At 57.8% G+C, this 18,457-nt stretch carries 14 protein-coding genes; 7 read left to right on the top strand and 7 right to left on the bottom strand.

Annotated features, from left to right (window positions below):
- Nucleotides 1-148: 148 nt before the first annotated feature.
- Nucleotides 149-1,105: a hypothetical protein gene (locus F8B91_RS14835; protein ID WP_196504623.1), complete on the top strand. Its 957-nt coding sequence runs from the start codon at nt 149-151 to the stop codon at nt 1,103-1,105.
- Here the strand turns inward: F8B91_RS14835 and F8B91_RS14830 are convergent.
- Both F8B91_RS14830 and F8B91_RS14825 read right to left on the bottom strand, forming a co-directional pair.
- Nucleotides 1,070-2,452, bottom strand: a complete 1,383-nt coding sequence (locus tag F8B91_RS14830) for a glutamine synthetase family protein (protein ID WP_196504622.1) — start codon at nt 2,450-2,452, stop codon at nt 1,070-1,072. The two genes, F8B91_RS14835 and F8B91_RS14830, sit on opposite strands and share 36 nt — an antisense overlap.
- 19 nt (nt 2,453-2,471) lie before the next feature.
- Entirely contained in the window at nt 2,472-3,827 is a 1,356-nt protein-coding gene (locus tag F8B91_RS14825) for an aspartate aminotransferase family protein (RefSeq protein ID WP_246715274.1), read from the bottom strand.
- Nucleotides 3,828-3,943: 116 nt separating this feature from the next.
- On the opposite strand from F8B91_RS14825, the gene F8B91_RS14820 reads away from it, so the two are divergent.
- Entirely contained in the window at nt 3,944-4,789 is an 846-nt protein-coding gene (locus tag F8B91_RS14820) for a D-amino-acid transaminase (protein WP_196504621.1), read from the top strand.
- On the opposite strand, the gene F8B91_RS14815 is transcribed toward F8B91_RS14820, so the two are convergent.
- Nucleotides 4,786-5,520, bottom strand: a complete 735-nt coding sequence (locus tag F8B91_RS14815; protein WP_196504620.1) for a lysozyme inhibitor LprI family protein — start codon at nt 5,518-5,520, stop codon at nt 4,786-4,788. The two genes, F8B91_RS14820 and F8B91_RS14815, sit on opposite strands and share 4 nt — an antisense overlap.
- 115 nt (nt 5,521-5,635) lie before the next feature.
- On the opposite strand from F8B91_RS14815, the gene F8B91_RS14810 reads away from it, so the two are divergent.
- Genes F8B91_RS14810 through F8B91_RS14800 form a run of 3 tightly spaced genes read left to right on the top strand, consistent with a single transcriptional unit; the run spans nt 5,636 to nt 11,083 of the window.
- A complete protein-coding gene (locus tag F8B91_RS14810) occupies nt 5,636-6,337 on the top strand; it encodes an ImuA family protein (protein ID WP_196504619.1) in 702 nt (233 codons plus the stop codon).
- The gene (locus F8B91_RS14805) at nt 6,258-7,781 is read left to right on the top strand and encodes a Y-family DNA polymerase (protein ID WP_196504618.1); all 1,524 of its coding nucleotides are present in this window, start codon (nt 6,258-6,260) and stop codon (nt 7,779-7,781) included. The genes F8B91_RS14810 and F8B91_RS14805 overlap by 80 nt, the downstream gene beginning before the upstream one ends.
- Nucleotides 7,778-11,083 (top strand): error-prone DNA polymerase, encoded by a 3,306-nt coding sequence (locus F8B91_RS14800; protein ID WP_196504617.1) that lies wholly within the window; start codon nt 7,778-7,780, stop codon nt 11,081-11,083. The genes F8B91_RS14805 and F8B91_RS14800 overlap by 4 nt, the downstream gene beginning before the upstream one ends.
- A 2-nt stretch (nt 11,084-11,085) precedes the next feature.
- Here the strand turns inward: F8B91_RS14800 and F8B91_RS14795 are convergent, their stop codons facing one another.
- From F8B91_RS14795 to F8B91_RS14780, 4 genes are all read right to left on the bottom strand, one after another.
- The gene (locus F8B91_RS14795) at nt 11,086-12,258 is read right to left on the bottom strand and encodes an MFS transporter (RefSeq protein WP_196504616.1); all 1,173 of its coding nucleotides are present in this window, start codon (nt 12,256-12,258) and stop codon (nt 11,086-11,088) included.
- 129 nt (nt 12,259-12,387) lie between these two features.
- Nucleotides 12,388-13,716, bottom strand: a complete 1,329-nt coding sequence (locus F8B91_RS14790; RefSeq protein ID WP_196504615.1) for an HlyD family type I secretion periplasmic adaptor subunit — start codon at nt 13,714-13,716, stop codon at nt 12,388-12,390.
- Nucleotides 13,713-15,482 carry a type I secretion system permease/ATPase gene (locus F8B91_RS14785; protein ID WP_196504614.1) on the bottom strand — a complete coding sequence of 590 codons (1,770 nt, stop codon included), beginning with the start codon at nt 15,480-15,482 and terminating at the stop codon, nt 13,713-13,715. Before F8B91_RS14785 ends, F8B91_RS14790 begins: the two co-directional genes overlap by 4 nt.
- A gap of 132 nt (nt 15,483-15,614) precedes the next feature.
- Nucleotides 15,615-16,205 carry an NAD(P)H-dependent oxidoreductase gene (locus tag F8B91_RS14780; RefSeq protein ID WP_196504613.1) on the bottom strand — a complete coding sequence of 197 codons (591 nt, stop codon included), beginning with the start codon at nt 16,203-16,205 and terminating at the stop codon, nt 15,615-15,617.
- A 223-nt stretch (nt 16,206-16,428) separates the two neighbouring features.
- Here F8B91_RS14780 and F8B91_RS14775 point away from each other — a divergent pair, with 223 nt between their 5' ends.
- Together F8B91_RS14775 and F8B91_RS14770 are read left to right on the top strand one after the other, a co-directional pair.
- The gene (locus tag F8B91_RS14775; RefSeq protein WP_196504612.1) at nt 16,429-17,496 is read left to right on the top strand and encodes a glycosyltransferase family 2 protein; all 1,068 of its coding nucleotides are present in this window, start codon (nt 16,429-16,431) and stop codon (nt 17,494-17,496) included.
- Nucleotides 17,497-17,715: 219 nt separating this feature from the next.
- Complete coding sequence (locus tag F8B91_RS14770; RefSeq protein WP_196504611.1) at nt 17,716-18,447, top strand: class I SAM-dependent methyltransferase; 732 nt, start codon at nt 17,716-17,718, stop codon at nt 18,445-18,447.
- Nucleotides 18,448-18,457: the final 10 nt, after the last annotated feature.

Genomic DNA, 18,457 nt, shown 5'->3' with positions numbered 1-18,457 from the left:
ATTTTGGAACCGGGAACTAAAGCCGTGTTGAAGCATTGGAGCGAAACTCCCTCTGCTGACAAAAATCTGCATGAGGGGCGTCTAAATTCTCACATCCTGATCATCAGATTGTGATTTCCGTGTGTGCGTGACGGTTTGTTAGAGGAAAATGATGCCGATCCTAGAGCGTGACCCCTGGCGTTTGCAGTATTTCGAAGGTGTGGATTGCCCCGAGGATGTGGTGGTGCCGACCGATGATCCGGATTGTTGGCATCTCTATCCGAAGCACCGCTGGGTTTATAACAAGCTCTATATTGCCGAGAGCCAAGGTGTGGCCTGTGGCCCGCATGGCGTGACGCCGCAGCGCTTTCCGGTTTTTTCCAAGCCGATCTTCAATTTGAAAGGCATGGGCGTGGGCAGTGAGGCTGTCTGCAATGCGGAGCAATTGGCCAGCGGCTACCAGCCCGGCCATTTCTGGATGGAGCTTTTTCGCGGAGACCACGTGTCGACCGATTGCGCCGTGGTGCGCGGCGAAGTCAAATGGCTGCGCCATACATCAGGTGTGCCGGGTGATGGCGGCACGTTCAAGTATTGGACGGTGGAAGCCACACCGCGCTCGGCCCTTACGGCAAAGATCACCAGCTGGGTGAAGGAACATATGGCTGGCTATACCGGCATGATGAATTTCGAAAGCATCGGTGGCGGCTTAATCGAGGCGCATCTGCGCTTTGCCGACCAGTGGTGCGATCTCTATGGCGCGGGCTGGGTGGAAGCGCTGGTGCGGCTCTATGCACGAGGCGAATGGGAGTTCAAGGAGCAGCACCGTAATGCCGGCTATTCCATCCCGTTGTTTGCGGAACATGGCGAAGCATTTTCGCATCCTGCTGCCGAAGTGCAAGCGCGCATCCGCGCCATGCCGGGCATTGCCAGCTTGCAGATCACGTTCCACGATGCCAGCGAAGGCGCTTACCATGCGATGCCGCCGGGCGGGTTTCGCCTTGGTGTGATCAATGCCATAAATTTGAATGCAGGGCTCAAGGCGCGGGATGTTTTGGCCCGCGCCTTTCCGGGTGTCGAAATGCTTGATGCCTCACACCGTGCGGAGATACCACTCGAAGTCGCGTAGCGTTGGCTCGGCAAAGAATCTGTCTGCTTCAACTTCCTTCAGCGTACAGAAGGTTTCGATGAAATCCTTGCCGAAATATTCTTTCAGGATCGAGGCGCGCCAGAAGGCATCGATCGCTTCAAACCAATTGCCCGGAATGTGTTTGGAGCGGCGGCTGTAACCATTGCCCTCGATCGGTGCACCCGGATCAATCTTTTCGGTGATGCCATAATGCATGCCGGCCAGGATGGACGCCATCACCAAATAGGGGTTGGCGTCAGCACCGGAAGGGCGGTGTTCGATATGGCAGGAATTGGCATTGCCGGCTGGCACGCGCAAAGCCACAGTGCGGTTATTGATGCCCCAAGTTGCAGCCACCGGCGCATAGGAATGGCGGCGGAAGCGGCGATAGGAGTTGGCATTGGGGGCAAAAATCAACATGGATTCTGCCATCGTCGCTTTCAGGCCGCCAATGGCATTGAGCAGCAGGGGATGTTTTTCCGGCTCGTCGGTGGCGAAGAGGTTTTTGCCCGCTTCATCACCGAGGCTGACATGGACATGCATGCCGCTGCCGGTCCATTCCGAATAGGGCTTGGCCATGAAGGTGGCGCAGAGGCCGTGCTTCTCGGCGGTGGCCTTGATCAGGCGCTTCAGCATGATCGCTTCATCGCAGGCGTCCAAGATATCAGTGCGGTGGCGCAACACGATTTCCATTTGCCCTGGCGCATATTCGGCAATCAGGGTCTTGGCGGGAAGGTCCTGGATTTCGCAGTATTTATAGAGATCGGCGAAGAAGGGTGCGAAGTCGTCGGTGTCCTGCAGGTGATAGGCCTGATAGTGCTTGGGCCGCCATTCATTGTTGAGAGACTTGGGTGGAACCGGCTTGCCGTCTTCGTAGGCGCTCTTGCGGTCCATCAGGAAGAACTCAAGCTCGACTGCGCCCACCGGGTTCATGCCCAGCTCGTTCTTGAAGCGGCGCACGATGCCTTCCAGCACATTGCGCGGGTCGGCATAATGCGGCTTGCCGTCGAGATCGCAGAGGCGCGCAGTATATTGCGCGGTGGGTTCTTCCAGCCAGGGTACGCGCACAAATGTGCCGGGGATCGGCCACATCAGAAGATCGCGGTCACCTTCATCGAAGACCAGCCCGGTTTCCGGCACGTCCTGGCCGGTGATGTCGAGCACGAGGGCCGAGATCGGCAGGAAGCGGCCATCATTCCAGGCGGGCACGACTTCATCGCGACGCAGCACCTTGCCGCGGATCACGCCGCACATATCAGTCCAGATCACCTGTACACTTTGCACATCCGGATTGGCGCGCAGGAACGTTTCAGCTTCAGCGCCAAGGCGCGGGGTTACGAGAGCCATTTTGTGTACTCCCTTTCTTTCAGTTCAGAAGCTCACTCACGCAGGCTTCAAAGGTTTCAATCAGCTTGGTCACATCTTCACCCGTCGTCGAGGGGCAGACCAGCATCATATTGTGGAAGGGCGTGATGACCACGCCCCGGTTCAGGAGATAGCGATGCACCGCCTCATCAATGGGCTTGTGGATCACTTGCGACGCCTCGTATCCATTTTTGGGAGGCGTTGGCACGCACATGAATTCCACGCGTGCGCCCACGCGGGTGACGTGCCACGGCAATGAATGTTTGATGATCACATCGGCAACCCCGCGTTCCAGACGCCGGGCGAGCGTGATCAAAGCTTCGAAGACCGGATCGGTCATGAATTCTTCCAGCACCGTGCGGATCAAGGCCACTTGGATGCGTGAGCCTGATAGCGTGGTGCCGATGCCGGAGCGGCCTTCGCCGCGCTGGCCCATATAGGTGTGCACGCGCGCTGCAGTTTCGGCGGAGAAGCCATAAAGGCCAGCGGGGATGCCGCCGGCGATGGGTTTGCCAAAGACGAGTGCATCAGGCTTCAGGCCGATGCTGCGCGAATAGCCGCCCACACTCGAAGTGAGCGTGTGGGTTTCATCCATCACCAGGATGGTGCCGGTCTCTTTCGTCAGTGTACGGAGGGTTTCGAGGAAGCCTGGGGCGGGAAGCACCATGCCGACATTGGTCATCACCGGTTCGGCCAGTACACAAGCCACATCGCCAACGCGCAAAGCTTTTTCCAGTGCCGGTACATCGTTGAATTCGACGACCTTGGTGAAGGCCGAAAGATCACGCGGTTCGCCCACCAGGCTGGGATCCATGATCACCTTGCCACCATCGGCGGTGACGAAGGTTTCATCCACACAGCCATGGTAGCAATGATTGAAGACCAGGATTTTCTGGCGGCCAGTAATGGCGCGCGACCAGCGGATAACGGCGCGGTTGGCATCGGATGCGGTGGCTGTCACTTGCCAGAAGGGCAGCCCGAAGCGATCGGCCAGCAATGCGCCAACTTTGGTGGCATCGGGCGATGGCAACATGGTGGTGAGGCCGTGTGCACCTTCGCGGGCGAGGCAATCAGCTACGGGCTTGGGTGAATGGCCGAACATGGCGCCGGTGTCGCCCAAGCAGAAATCCAGATAAGAATGCCCATCGGCGTCTTTCAGATTGATGCCTTTTGCCTCATCCACGAAAAGCGGAAAGGGCAAGCCCCAATCCACCATCCATTGCATGGGAACGCCGCGCAGCCAATGCGCAGAAGCCTCGGCCGACAGTGCCTGTGATTTCGGGTTGCGTTGGACATAGAGCTTAGCCTCGCGCTCCAACATGGCCTTTACGGCGCTGTCCGCTATTGATGGCTTCAAGATATACCTATGGGTTGTTTCCGGTCCCTTGCTTCTAGGGGGTGGGCAGGGCTAAACCAACCCCTCAGCTTCGCAGGTGCGGAATCGCCCTGATTTCATGGTTAAAAGGACACAAGATGAGCCGCATTTGCTATGTGAATGGTCAGTATCAGCCGGAGGGTGAAGCCAAGGTTTCGATCTTTGACCGCGGCTTCCTGTTTGGTGACGGGGTTTATGAAGTCACCCCGATCGTGAACAGCAATCTGGTGGATTATGACGCGCATATGGAACGCCTGGGCCGTTCGCTGGGCGAGCTCAAGATGGCCTGGCCCTGCACGAAGGACGAGATGCGGGCTATGCATCTGGAACTGGTGAAGCGCAATTCCCTCGTCGAAGGCATGATCTATATGCAGGTGACGCGCGGCGTGGCCGACAGGCAGTTCAATTTCCCCAAGGATATTCCTTCAACGCTGATCGCCTTCACCCAAGTGGCCAAGCTGGTGGATAATCCTTATGCGCGCACTGGCATCAAAGTGATCACCACGCCGGATATCCGCTGGGGCCGGCGCGACATCAAGACGGTGATGCTTCTCGCTTCGGTGCTGGGCAAGCAGGCGGCTGTTGATCAGGGCGTGACCGATGCCTGGATGGTGCAGGATGGCAAGATCACCGAGGGCACGTCGAACAATGCCTTCATCGTGAAAGACGGCAAGGTGATCACGCGGCCTTTGTCGAATGAAATTCTGGCCGGCTGCACACGGCGCGCACTGTTCCGCCTGGCAAAAGAGCAGGGCGTGGAGATTGTCGAACGGCAGTTTACGCCGGAGGAAGCCTATGCGGCGGATGAGGCTTTCATCACATCAGCTTCGCAATTCGTGATGCCGGTGACTGAGATTGACGGCAAGCGCATCGGCGGCGGCCAGCCCGGCCCGGTGTCGCGCAAGATGCGCGATTTGTTTCTTGAGGAAGCACAGAAAGCTTAAGCGCCACCGCACTGGTGTTCGGAATCGGGAAGCTCCCAGCTTTTCCCGGTTCGGAGATTTTTCCATTTCCACATATAGCCGCGGTCATCGCCCTTTGGACAATGCTTGGGCTTGCTGGTGAGGCATATCTGCACGGGATCGCCCAGCCTGGAGGCTTCGAGATTCTTGTCGCGCTCATAGCCTACGCCGTAAACATGATCCTTGGCGGTGACGGTGTTGCCGCTCTCATCAAAGGGCAGATTTTCCGGACAATCACCGCTGGCATCCGGCGTGCAGAGGCGTGGGCCCAATTCGATAATTTCAGATTTCACGCAATCACCGATCCTGGTTTCCGCTTTCACGATGTCGTAGGAAACGGCATCCAGCGTCTGTTGCTGGTCCTTGGTGGGGAAGCTGTCGTCGATGGCATGGATCGCGGGAATTTCGGCCAAACCATTGGCGCCAATGCAGGAGACTCTGGCGCCACAGCCCTTGCGCGCCTGGAAGAAGTTGCTGTTGACCGCGTTAGCCTGATCTTTGCCTACCTTGTCGACCATCCTCTTGTAGCCATCGGCGATGATCACATCGAGTTCGGACAAGGTTTCATCGGCACAGATCGCGCGCTCATCCGGTGAAGAAGCCTTCTTGCAGTTGAAGCTTGGGCCATCCGCATACGCCGTGGCGAAGCCGATTCCGGACAGAAATAAAACAACAAGAAACGGCAGAGTTTGAGATCGAAGCCGTGTGAGCATCAGTGGAGGTTAGCTCAGCGCATTTTTCAAAACAATGCGGGGAGGATCGCTGCGGGAGGATAGAATCAGATTCTTAGACATTGACAATGTTCCTGTTTTGTTCTTGTGTAGGTTCATGCGGGATCAGTTCCAGAAACAAGCCATTTTGCCTCTCGGATACGCACCAGCCGATGCCGAGCTGAAAGGTGGCGTGCGGCGCGGGGCGCTGCATGAAGTCTTTGCTGTGCCGGGGCATGAGGTTACTGCGGCGGCCTTTACCGCGGGTCTGGCCTTGCGCTTGGCGGAAAGAAAGCACCTGCTATGGATCGGGCAAAGCTTTGCCGCGCAGGAACATGGCGGCCTGTGTCCCACTGGATTGTTCGAGTTCGGGCTTGATCCTGCGAAGCTGATTTTGCTCTCGGTGGGCCATGCCGAAGATGCATTGCGCGCATCGGGCGATGCGCTGACTTGCCGTGCTCTCGGCGCTGTCATCATTGAAGTGATCGGCAGTCCTAAAATTCTTGATCTTACGGCGAGCCGACGTCTGGTTCTGGCCTGCGAGAAGCAGGGCGTGCCGGCCGTGCTGTTGCGCTTTGGCGCGGCGCCTCAGGCCAGTGCGGCGGAAACGCGCTGGCTGGTGAAGGCGGCACCTTCTGCCTTTGCGGGTGAGAATTGGGGCCAGCCGGTTTTTGATGCGAGCCTGATCCGCAACCGCAATGGCCGGACGGGGCAGTGGGTTTTTGAGTGGAGTTGTGACAATGGGCGCTTTGCAGAAAGACAGACGGCTTCTGGCACTGTGGTTCCCGCGCCTGCCCACCGACAGGCTGAAGCGGCATAGAACAAAGACACTGAACGCTCCGCCGCTGGTGGTGGCCGAGAAAGTGAAGGGCGCCTTGCGGCTTTGCGCGGTGGACGAGGCGGCTTCCCAGCTGCGGCTGCATGTGGGCCAGCCGCTGGCCAATGCGCGCGCCATGGTGCCCGCACTGGAAGTGGTGCCAGCATCGCCGCATGCTGATGCGGTTCTCCTTTCCCAGATGGCAGAGTGGTGCGACCGTTTCACCCCGGTCGTGGCGCTTGATGCGCCGGATGGGCTCATTCTCGATATTGCCGGTGCCGCACATCTTTTCGGAGACGAGCGGGCGCTGCTGGATAAAATCCGCAAGGCGCTCAAGGCCAGGGGCCTCAATGTGCAGGCGGCCATCGCTGGTTCGGCCCTGGCCGCGCATGCACTGGCGCGCTACCGCGATGGCATGATCGTGGCGGAGCGGGCCGAGAGAGACGCCGTCTCACCCTTGCCCATCGAGGCCTTGCAGCTTGATCCCGTGACCACGCATGCCTTCCGCCGTGCGGGCCTGAAAACCATCGGCCAGGTGGCCAGCCGCAAGCGCAGTGAGATCGTCTCGCGCTTTGGTGCCGCCACGCATGCCCGCATCGACGAGGCTTTGGGGCAGCGCGAAATGCCGATCAGCCCGCGCCTGCCGGAGCCGGATTACTGGACGGCGAAAAGCTTTGCCGAACCCGTTGCCACGCAGGAGGTGATTCAAAATGCCTTACGCGAAATCGGCGCCGAACTCTGTGCCTTGATGGTTCAGGAAGGCTCCGGCGCACGGCGGCTGGAAGCGAGCTTCTTCCGCGCCGATGGGGCGCTGCGCCGGATCGTTGTCGAGGCGGGCGCGCCGGTACGTGATGCCGCCATGATCGAACGGTTGTTCCGCGAGCGGCTGGCCTCGCTGGCCGATCCGCTTGATCCCGGTTTTGGTTTTGATCTGATCCGGCTGGCGGCCCTGCGCGTCGAGCGCATGCAGGTTGAAGCCGTCCCGCTGGATCAAGCAGTGCGGGCTGCAGCTGAAATCGATTTCCTGACCGATCGTCTTGCGGCGCGCTTCGGGCGCGAGCGTGTATTGCGAATCTATCCGCATGAAACGCATGTGCCGGAAGAGGCCTGGGTCCTGTTGCCGGCGCAACAGGTGTATGAGACGAAAACGCAATGGCGGAATATCCGTGCGAAAGTGGAAGCACCGCGTCGTCCTTTGCGTCTGCTGGCGCGGCCTGAGTCTGTCGCGATTGAGCATGAACCTCTACGCCTGCAATGGCGCAAGGCATGGCGCGGTCTCACCCTGTGGGAGGGGCCGGAGCGTATCGCCATGGAATGGTGGCGGCTCGAAGGTAGCAAAATTCCGCGCGATTATTACCGCGCCGAAGACGAGGCGGGCCACCGCTATTGGTTGTATTGTGAGCTGGCCCAGCCGGCGCAATGGTTCATGCATGGGGTGTTTGCATGAGCTTTTTTGCCGAGCTTGCTGTGACAACGAATTACTCCTTCCTGCGCGGCGCTTCGCATCCGAAGGAACTGGTCGAGCAGGCGGCAAAGCTCGGCCACGGTGCCATCGGCATTGCCGACCGCAATTCGCTGGCCGGAGTGGTGCGCGCCTATGCGGCCTTGAAGGATTTGAAAGCGCCCAAGCCTCGCCTGCTGGTTGGCGCACGCCTGGTGTTTCGCGATGGAGCGCCGGATGTTCTGGCCTATCCAACGGATCGTGCCGCTTATGGGAGGCTTTGCCGCCTGCTGAGCGCGGGCAAAATGCGCGCACCCAAGGGCGAGTGCTATCTCACCTTTGAAGACCTGCTGAGGTGGCAGGAGGGCCTGCTGCTCATCGTGCGGCCGCCGCATCCGTTGCGCTATGCGGTAGAAGAGGAGCAATCCACCAAGGCCTGGAATGAAAAGCATTCGGATTGGCAGAAGGTACCGGATGTGCGCGTGGCCAGGGATGAAGACGTGGCTGCGGCTTTGAATATCTTGCGTCATGCAGCACCGGACCGCGCCTGGCTTGGCGTCTCCATGCCTTATCTCGGTGATGATCTACGCCGCTTGCGGCACTGGAAGGCTGTCGCGGAAGACATAGGCGTGCCGCTGATTGCCACTAATGATGTACATTACCATGAGCCGGAGCGACGAATGCTACAGGATGTGGTGACCTGCATACGCAATCATGTGACGCTGGATGCTGCGGGCCTGCTCCTCAATCTCAATGCCGAGCGGCATTTGAAATCAGAAAGCGAGATGCGTGCGCTATTTGCTGCAGCACCCGAAGCAGTAAAGGAGACGCAATCTTTCGCAACTCGCATCACCTTCACGCTCGACCAGCTCAAATACAATTACCCGGATGAGTCAGTGCCCAAGGGGAAGACGCCGCAACAGCATCTTGAAGACCTGGCATGGGCTGGTGCCGTCAAGCACTATGGCATGGCCGTTCCCGAAAAAATCAGGATCGCACTGGAAAAAGAGCTCGTTCTGATCGGCAGAATGGAAATCGCCCAGTATTTTCTCACCGTCAATGACGTGGTGCAATTTGCCCGCAGCGAAAGCATCCTGTGCCAAGGCCGTGGCTCTGCTGCAAACTCCGCAGTATGTTTTGTGCTCGACATCACGCCTGTCGATCCGAACCATTTCGAGCTGCTGTTTGAGCGTTTTATCAGCGAAGAACGCAAGGAACCCCCTGATATAGACGTCGACTTTGAACATGAGCGGCGCGAGGAAGTCATCCAATTCATCTATAAGCGTTATGGCCGCGATCGTGCGGCACTTGCTGCGACGGTAATTTCCTATCGTTCGCGCAGTGCGATTGGCGAGGTGGGCAAAGTGTTCGGCCTGATGGAAGATGTGACGGCACGCATAGCCAGCAGTGTTTGGGGAAGCTGGGGCACCGAACTCAAGGACGGCAATGTGAGACAGGGCAAGCTTGATCCGCATAATTCCGTCCTTGAACAGGCCATTTATTTTGCCAATGAACTTACCGGTTTTCCGCGTCATCTATCGCAGCATGTGGGGGGCTTTGTTCTGACGCAGGACAGGCTGGATGAAACGGTACCCGTTGGCCCCGCCACAATGAAAGATCGTTTTTTTGTCGAATGGGACAAGGATGATCTGGATGCATTGCGCATGTTGAAAGTTGATGTGCTGGCGCTGGGCATGCTGACCTGTATACGCAAGTCCTTCGACCTGATGCGGCTTCACGAAGGTATAAACTTTGATCTGAAGAAGGTGCCGCGTGAGCGGCCGGAAGTTTACGAGATGATGCAAAAGGCCGATACAATCGGCGTGTTCCAGATTGAAAGCCGGGCACAGATGAGCATGTTGCCGCGCCTCAAGCCGAAGGAATTTTATGATCTGGTCATCGAGGTTGCCATTGTAAGGCCTGGACCCATTCAGGGCGACATGGTTCATCCTTACCTGCGCCGCCGCAGTGGCAAGGAACCGGTTGAATACCCTTCACCGGCGGAGGGCATGGGCGATAAAGACGAGTTGGTTGGGCTTCTCGGTAAAACCTTTGGTGTTCCGCTGTTTCAGGAACAAGCGATGAAGCTGGCAATTATTGCCGCAGAATTCACGCCCCAAGAAGCCAATGGCCTGCGGCGTGCCATGGCCACGTTCCGCAATCTGGGGACTATTGATCAGTACAAAGACAAGTTCATCAATGGCATGGTGCGTCGCGGTTATGAGCCGGATTTCGCTGCGCGCTGTTATCGGCAGATCGAGGGCTTCGGCTCTTACGGTTTTCCGGAAAGCCATGCAGCTGCTTTCGCGCATCTGGTTTACATCTCGGCTTATCTCAAGAAGCACCATCCGGCCGCCTTCGCTGCGTCATTGCTCAATTCGCAACCTATGGGGTTCTATGCGCCGGCCGAGATTGTGCGGGATGCACAGGAACGTGGAGGTGTTAAAGTCCGTCATGTTGATGTGAATGACAGCAACTGGGACAACACGCTCGAAGCTAGCGTCGATGGCCTCGCTCTCCGCCTTGGCTTCCGGCAGGTGGATAGCTTCCGGGAAGATTGGGCCAAGGCTTTGGTTTCGGCGCGGGGCAACCGGTATGGTACGGTGGCTGAGGTGGCCAAGAAGGCCAAGCTGCCGAAACGCGCGTTGATCATTCTGGCTGAGGCTGATTCCTTCCAATCCATCGACAAGGACCGGCGCGAGATTCTCTGGGCGGTGCGGCGCCTGCCTGATGATGATGAGCTGCCGCTGTTTGCTGCGGCCTATGCACAGGAGCAGCCGGAAGAAGTGATTGCCCCCTTGCCGCTGATGCCGATGAGCGAACAGGTGGTGGCCGACTATCAGATGCTGCGGCTTTCACTGAAAGCCCACCTGATGTTCTTCCTGCGGGATTTTTTCCGGTCGGAGGGTGTTTCAAGCTCGGGTGAGATCAATGCGATGAAAGACGGCACGCGCGCGTCTTGTGCCGGCATCGTGCTGGTGCGGCAAATGCCGGGGGATTCCGGGGTGGTCTTCGCCACGATCAGCGATGAAGAAAGCGTGGTCAATGTAGTGGTGTGGCCGCGGCTGGTCGAAGTGTTCCGCCGCGAGATCATGGGGGCGCGGCTGATGCTGGTGAAGGGCAAGGTGCAGCGCAGTGAAGACAATGTGGTGCATCTGGTCGCTGAACAGATTTTCGACCGTTCCGAGGACTTGCACCGGCTTTCAGAAGATGATCAGAATGTGCCGTCGTGGCGGGCCCAGGCATCCAGCATGCACAAGCACCCGCGCAATGTGCGCAGCGTGCTCAAGTCACGCGATTTTCACTGATGTCAGGCGGGGCTGACCTGCGCGATCAAGCTCCTGCGTTCGGCATAAACCGAGATCAGGAAAATGCCAAAACCCATGACGCCCAGAGCGGAACCCACAAGGCCGGTTGAACTCCAGCCGAAGCCCGCATCAATGGCGGCCCCGCCGGCCCAGGCGCCCAGCGCATTGGCGATGTTGAAGGCCGAGTGATTGAGGGCGGCAGATAATGTCTGGGCTTCCTGGCCCACATCCATCAGCCGCGTTTGCAAGGCCGGCACGGTCACGAAATTGGTGCCGACCAGGAAGATGAAGAGCAGTGCGCTGATCTGGTGGCGGGCACCAAAGTAAAACAGGGTGAGCACGCCAATGTTCCACAGCAAGGACCAGAAGATGGTAGGCAATAGCGCCTTGTCGGCGAATTTGGGCCCGATGATATTTCCGGTAATCATGCCCGCACCAAACAGGCACAGCGCAAAGGGTACCGAAGCGGGCGGCAGCTGCGCGTCGTTGATCAAAGTGGGTGTAATGTAGCTGAACACCGAGAACAGGCCGCCAAAGCCGATGGCGGCGATGCCCAGCGTGAGCCAGACTTGCGGCTTGCGCAGCGCACCCAGCTCGCGCAGCGGGCTGGCATCTTCATGCGGTGGGTCATGGGCCACACAGGCAAACACCAGCGCCACGCTGAGCGCACCGAGAAGGCCCACGGCGCCAAAGGCCATGCGCCATCCCAGAACTTGCCCGGCCCAAGTGGCCGCAGGTGTACCCACCAGAGTTGCAATGGTGATGCCCAGCATCACCCGCCCGATGGCGCGGGCGCGGCCACCCGGACCCGCCATGTCGGCGGCCACCAAAGAGGCCACGCCGAAATAGGCACCATGCGGTAGGCCGCTGAGAAAGCGGAAGCCGAGCAGGGCACCGAAGCTGGGGGCCAGTGCGCTGGCCAGATTGGCCAAAGCAAACATGGCCATCAAAATAAGAAGCAGGCTGCGCCGCGGCAGGCGCGCACCCAACACGGCAATCAGCGGTGCGCCCACCACTACGCCCAAAGCATAGGCACTGATGATGTGCCCAGCCTGCGGCACGCTCACCTGCCAGCCATCCGCCACGCTGGGCAGAAAGCCCATGGCGGCGAATTCACCGGTGCCGATGGCAAAGCTGCCGATCGCCAAGGCAAATTCGGCGACGCGTTGGGTCATTAGAGAGATTGGGGGAGATTGAGTGCTCAAGGGGTGCAATGCTTCAAAAAGATTATTGCATTGCAGCATAGCGGCGGCGTGCGCCGGGAGGCATGAATTATACCGTGGTGGCCTATGCCGGTTTGGGCTTCAATGCTCACGCATGGCGTGGTTCCATTGCTGCAGGAGCGGCTTGAGCAGATAAGACATGGGGGAGCGCGCCTCGGTCTGGATGAAGGCTTCCGCCATCATGCCGGGCTTCAACTGATTGGTGCCCAGCTTCAGCCGCTCACTGGCGGAAATGACCAGGCGCACAGCATAAAAAGGCTGCGCCTGAGCATCGCCACGCGACACATCGGGTCGGGTTGTGTCGGCGGCTACATTGGTCACTTCAGCTTCGATGCGGGGGGTAGCGCGCGAGTCAAAGGCTGGGAAGACCAGCTCGGCCTGCTGGCCCAGATGAATATGGCTGATGTCATTGGGAGACACGGCAGCCTGCAGCACCAGCGCATCATCCTTGGGCAGGATCATCATCAGCGTTTCACCCGGCGTGATCACCCCGCCATCAGTGTGAACGGTGAGCTGGAACACCGTGCCGGCAATCGGGGCCCTGATGGTGGTATGATCGAGTTCCGACTGCGACGCCGCCAACTGGCCCTGCGCATCGGAGAGCTTGCTTTCGGTGTCGCGCAATTCATTCAGGGCCTGGTTGCGCAATTCCTCGCCGATCTGCAGGCTTTGGGTTTTGATCTCGCTGATCTTTTCAAGAGATGACGCCTTGCTGGCCTGAAGCTGGCCGATCTCGCCGGCGATGCGGGCGGATTCACGCTCCAGTGCCAAAACGCGCGTGGCAGGGATCAGCCCCTTTTCCTGCAGCGGCTTCAAGCTGTCACTCTCGCTGGTGATCAAGGAGAGCTGGGTCTGGTCAGCGGCCATCTGGGCTTCATGGCCTTTGATCTGCTCGTTGATCTGGTCGGTCTGGGCATTCAATTGGGCTTGCCGGTCTCGGGCGGAATCCAATGTCGATTGCAGTAATCTTTGCTGACCGCTGATGATGGCCGCCAAGGCAGGTTCATGCGCGCGCGCCTGATAGGCTGGCGGCAGGGTGAGTGAAGCCAAGCCGTCGCGCTGGGCTTCCAGGGCTGAGCGCTTGACGGTCAGCTCATCCAGCCTTGCGGAAAAAATGCCGACTTGCGACTGGATCGCCGCCGGGTCCAGCAAGACCAGTTCCTGGCCAGCGGTGACGCTGTCGCCGTCCTTGACCAAAATCTTGAGCACGTTGCCGCCTTCACGGTGCTGGATGCGTTTGGAATAGGTTTCGGCCTGGATGGTGGCCTGGGCCACCACGGCGCCGTTCAAATCGGAAAACCAGGTCCAGGCCAGGAACAGGCCCAGCATGCTGGCAATGCCGGCAAAGCCCAACAGCGTCAGACGGCGCAGATCCGCATCCGTGTCTTTTGACATTTCAATCTGGCTCATGAAGAGCCTCGCGCCGGTCCGGCCAGTTTTCCGCCCATGGTGGCGAAGGTGGGGGCATTGGTATTCACAGCTGCTGCAGGCGGGCGCATGGGCTGCATGCCCAGCTTGATCAGAACGTCATCGCGCGGCCCCGACATCTGCACCTGGCCATTGGCCAAAACGAGAAGGTGGGTCACCGCATTCAGCGCACTTGGCCGGTGAGCAATCATCACTGCGCTGGCGCCGCGCGCCAAGGTGGCCTTTATCGCCTTATCAAGTGCGGCTTCGCCATCGGCATCGAGATTGGAATTGGGTTCATCCAGAATGAGCAGCACCGGATCGCCATAAACTGCGCGGGCCAATGCCACGCGCTGCCTTTGGCCGGCAGACAGGCGCGAGCCGCCTTCCTGCAGTCTGGTCTCATAGCCTTGTGGCAGGCGCAGGATGAATTCATGGATGTCGGCCAGCTGGGCGGCGGCGACTACCTTGGCGTCATCACCGGCTGCGGAAAAACGCGAAATATTTTCGGCCACGGTGCCATCCAGGATCTGCACGTCCTGCGGAAGATAACCGATCAGGCGGCCATAGAGATCTTCGCCGAACTGGTCTGGCGTGGCACCGTCAAGCCGCACATTGCCGCGCGCCAATGGTAACACACCGGTCAACGCACGAGCCAAGGTGGATTTACCGGCGCCGGTTGGCCCGATCACACCCAGCGCCGTACCGGGTGCGACCGTGAAGGACACGTTTTGCAACAGGGGCTTGTCGATGCCAGGCACGGTGACGCTAATGGCTTCTGCCGCCAGATGGCCTTTGGGCCGCGGCAGCGTGATGCGATCTTGTTCCGCCGGCACCTGTTTGAAAAACTGCGTCAGACGTTCATAGGCTTTGCGCGCGTTCAGCAATTGCTGCCAGCCGGCCACGGCCTGTTCCACCGGTGCTAAAGCGCGGCCCAGAATGATCGAACTGGCGATGATCGAGCCTGAGGAAATTTCATGGCGGACGGCCAGAAAAGCGCCCACGCCCAGCATGGCCGATTGCACGATCAACCTGAATACCCGCGAGAAGGCCGAGAAAGTCGCACCCGCATCATTGGCATGGGTTTGCAGGGCCAGTGATTCCTGGTGGATTCTGGCCCAGCGCGCGCGCACCGGGCCTTTCATGCCCAAAGCAAAAAGCGCTTCGGCATTGCGGCGGGCCTCTTCCGTCATTGTGGTTAGCCGGTGTTGGGCCTGCTGTGCGGCGTTGGAATGCTTGCGGGTGGCCCGTTCGGCCAGCAGCGCCAGAATGAAAATGATCGCGGCGGAAACCATTGCCGTTACGCCCAGCAGCCAATGCAGCGAGAAGGCGGCCAGCATATAGAGCGGCACATAGGGCATATCAAAATAAGCCAATGGCCCCTGGCCGCTGATGAACTGGCGGATGGCGGCCAGATCCTGCACCGGCAAGGTGCCGGCGGTGTTGGTCTTGGACAGGGCCGCCTTGGACATCACGTCAAAGGCCCGCAGGCGTAGCGATTCCTCCAGCCGCTTTCCCACCCGCACAAAGATGCGCGAGCGCACATAATCCAGCAGGCCGAAATAGCAATAAAGCAGCAGCACGATCCCCGCCAAAGCCACCAGCGTGGGAATGCTGCCGGAGGGGATCACGCGGTCATAGACCTGCAACATGAACAGCGAACCGGACAGGGCCAGAATATTGATCACGAAACTGAAGATGAAGGTGACGATAATCAGTTTGCGGTTGCGGCCAAAGACCTGCGCGCGGATCTCATTGTCACCTGTCATAGACCGCGTCCCATCAGCCGGTGCCCCACCGCACAGAATCAGTCTGAATCTTCGCATAGGTGGGCATATGTTGCAAATACGGGTGGCGGAATTTACGCTTGGTTTCGCGGTTTTGTCGTCTTCTCGCTCAGATCAGAACCGTGCGAATTGTTGTTCTACAAAGTCCGCAAATTGCTCTCGCTTCCTGGAGGAGATGGATTCTACAGAATGCCGGGTCAGATAGATATGTTCTGTCCGCGGTCCACACATGGACTTCAGGCCGCGCAGAAGCACTTTTCTGGCCGGGTTTTGCATGTAGACTTCGTTGTACCACCATGGCGATGCGCAGGTGGTGACCACGCCCATCCGGCGGATATTCCGGAGTGCAGGCTTGAGCGCTCCACCATGGGCCGGTATTTCAAAAGCCACACCCGGCCGCCACACCCTGTCAAAGTATCCCTTCAAAATTGCGGGAAGCCCCGACCACCAGGTGGGAAAGCAGAACACGCAAGCGTCAGCCCATTGCAGTGCTTCGATATATGGCCTCAATTCATCCGGTGGCTGCGCAGAATTGGAATGGCCACGCCACTCACTGGCTTTCATCACCGGATCAAATTCCATGGCATAGAGGTCATGATCAATCACTTCATCGCCCCGCGCTGCAAGCGCGCGCACAATCCGGTGGTGCAAAACGGCTTGGTAGCTGTCCGTCACGGGATGGGCGTAGATCACGTTTACCTTCATGAGATGCCTCTGCGCAGCAGCCGGGGAACGACCGCCCAGAACCGGTCTCATGTTTCACATAGGCGGGATTATGTTGCAAATACAGGTGGTGGCTTTTGCTGCAATTTTTGCGGTTTTGCCCCGTATGACGTGGTGCGTTCTTGCCAGCTTCCCCAAAGACCGATACAAAATGCGTGGTTAAACACCCGTTGTGACTTGGTAATCGGCCATTTTGGAGAACCCGATGAACTCTTCCCATTTCATCTCTCCATTGCCCATCAGGGGCGAATTTCAACCGACTGCAACCACGAAGAAACCAAGGATCGCTGTGGCAATTCCGTGCTATCGCGTGAAAGGGCATGTCCTTTCAGTGATTGAAAAGATCGGTCCAGAAGTTCACTGCATCTATGTCGTCGATGACTGCTGCCCCGAAAACTCCGGGCGATATGTCGAAGAGAATTGCCGCGATACCCGGGTTCAAATTATTTACAACGCCGTCAATCAAGGTGTGGGCGGCGCAACGCTGGTTGGCATGCAGGCCGCCGCCGCGCAGGATGCCGACGTTATTGTGAAGATTGATGGCGATGGTCAGATGGATCCCGCCCATATTCTAAGCTTTACCGATGTCATTCTCGCAGGGGAAGCAGACTATGCGAAAGGCAATCGCTTCTTCGAGCCGGAAGGCGTTGCCACAATGCCGACGCTGCGATTGTTGGGCAATGCCAGCCTCTCCTTTTTCACCAAGCTCTCAACCGGATATTGGCAAACATTCGATCCCACGAATGGCTATATCGCAATCCATGCGAGTTTGATTGACGAGCTGCCCTTGCAAAAGATTGCCAAACGCTATTTTTTTGAATCTGATCTCTTGTTTCGATTGGCGCTGATTGGTGCCCGCGTGGTCGATGTCCCGATGCGAGGGCATTACGGCGACGAGACGAGCGGATTGAAGCCACTCAATGAAATACCGCGGTTTGCAATTTCCCATCTGCGCAATACTTATAAGCGCATCGTCTATAACTATTTTCTTCGCAACTTCAGCGTCGCGTCGGTCGAATTGGTGCTGGGGCTCATCGCCCTGGTTTTCGGGGTGGTTTTCGGTCTTTTCAATTGGAATCATTACCGGGTGGCAACGGCGGGCACGGTCATGCTTGCGGCACTCCCCATTATTTTGGGCGTGCAATTCTTGTTGGCATTTCTCAACTACGATATCCAATCGACACCTGCTCAGGCGTTGCACCCCCGCCTGAGGAAATCCAGGCGCAACATTTCTCCGGTGCACAATCAGAATGACGCGACGGGAAAACCGTAATGGCGAATGTCGATGTTTTCCGCATGGGCAAATAGATGCAAAATCAATTGAATTGGAAAGTCCATAGGCATGCTTTGCCCGGTATGTAATTCCGCAATGCGACGGCAGCGCCATGATTGGCTTTTCCAATGCGAGGCATGCAATTTACTCGGTTCAACTCTTGAGCCTCACATAGAAAACCAGAACAATGGCCCTACTGCCATTGATGAAGAACTGAGAATGAAAGCGCTCGATTCTCTTCGGGCGACAAACAATCAGCGCATACTGGATCACCTGGGGCTTTTGTTCAGGGGTAAGCGCCTTGAAATTTTGGACGTCGGATGTGGGCATGGCCAATTCTTGGCCGAGGCGGGCATCAAAGGTCATTCAGTGATCGGAATTGAACCCGACCAGGACGTTGCGGAAATGACCCGGCGCCGTATGGATGTGAAAGTTTTGTCCGGATATTTTCCCGAAGGCATCGCACCAAAAAGTACTTTTGACGTCATCCTTTTCAATGATGTGTTTGAGCATCTGCCTGATCCCAATTTCATGCTCAATGCTTGCAGGCTGCATCTTAAGACTGGTGGCATCGTGGTGATAAATTCTCCTGATCGGAGGGGAATATTTTATTTCATTGCTACGATTTTGGATAAGCTTGGCATTTCCGGCCCATTTTATCGCATGTGGCAAGTGGGTCTTCCATCGCCGCATTTGTGGTATTACAACCCGAGAAATATTGAATTACTGAGCTCGAAACACGGATTTCAAGTTGTTAGCGCGCACCCACTATTACCCATTGCGCGAAAAAACTTGTGGGAGCGAATTCGGTTCGCCAAAGATCAATCGCTGTTACTCAGCGTGCTGGTCTTTGTATCCGTCTGGCCAATCATTTCCCTACTTCGGCTCCTGCCAAAGGACTCGTTTGTGGCCTATATCGGACGTACGGAAGATGTTTTAGAAACCCATTGAACCCGCAGGA

The organism is Aestuariivirga litoralis, assembly GCF_015714715.1.
Classification (GTDB): Bacteria; Pseudomonadota; Alphaproteobacteria; order Rhizobiales; family Aestuariivirgaceae; genus Aestuariivirga; species Aestuariivirga litoralis_A.
This window is presented reverse-complemented; position numbering and strand designations above follow the sequence as displayed.

Excerpts from the sequence above, each read along its gene's own strand:
- F8B91_RS14780 (WP_196504613.1), bottom strand. The coding sequence starts at position 16,205 with ATGAAGGTAAACGTGATCTACGCCCATCCCGTGACGGACAGCTACCAA.
- F8B91_RS14835 (WP_196504623.1), top strand. The coding sequence starts at position 149 with ATGATGCCGATCCTAGAGCGTGACCCCTGGCGTTTGCAGTATTTCGAA.
- F8B91_RS14830 (WP_196504622.1), bottom strand. The coding sequence starts at position 2,452 with ATGGCTCTCGTAACCCCGCGCCTTGGCGCTGAAGCTGAAACGTTCCTG.
- F8B91_RS14785 (WP_196504614.1), bottom strand. The coding sequence starts at position 15,482 with ATGACAGGTGACAATGAGATCCGCGCGCAGGTCTTTGGCCGCAACCGC.
- F8B91_RS14775 (WP_196504612.1), top strand. The coding sequence starts at position 16,429 with ATGAACTCTTCCCATTTCATCTCTCCATTGCCCATCAGGGGCGAATTT.
- F8B91_RS14815 (WP_196504620.1), bottom strand. The coding sequence starts at position 5,520 with ATGCTCACACGGCTTCGATCTCAAACTCTGCCGTTTCTTGTTGTTTTA.
- F8B91_RS14800 (WP_196504617.1), top strand. The coding sequence starts at position 7,778 with ATGAGCTTTTTTGCCGAGCTTGCTGTGACAACGAATTACTCCTTCCTG.
- F8B91_RS14810 (WP_196504619.1), top strand. The coding sequence starts at position 5,636 with ATGCGGGATCAGTTCCAGAAACAAGCCATTTTGCCTCTCGGATACGCA.
- F8B91_RS14790 (WP_196504615.1), bottom strand. The coding sequence starts at position 13,716 with ATGAGCCAGATTGAAATGTCAAAAGACACGGATGCGGATCTGCGCCGT.
- F8B91_RS14770 (WP_196504611.1), top strand. The coding sequence starts at position 17,716 with ATGAAAGCGCTCGATTCTCTTCGGGCGACAAACAATCAGCGCATACTG.
- F8B91_RS14795 (WP_196504616.1), bottom strand. The coding sequence starts at position 12,258 with ATGACCCAACGCGTCGCCGAATTTGCCTTGGCGATCGGCAGCTTTGCC.
- F8B91_RS14805 (WP_196504618.1), top strand. The coding sequence starts at position 6,258 with ATGGGCGCTTTGCAGAAAGACAGACGGCTTCTGGCACTGTGGTTCCCG.
- F8B91_RS14820 (WP_196504621.1), top strand. The coding sequence starts at position 3,944 with ATGAGCCGCATTTGCTATGTGAATGGTCAGTATCAGCCGGAGGGTGAA.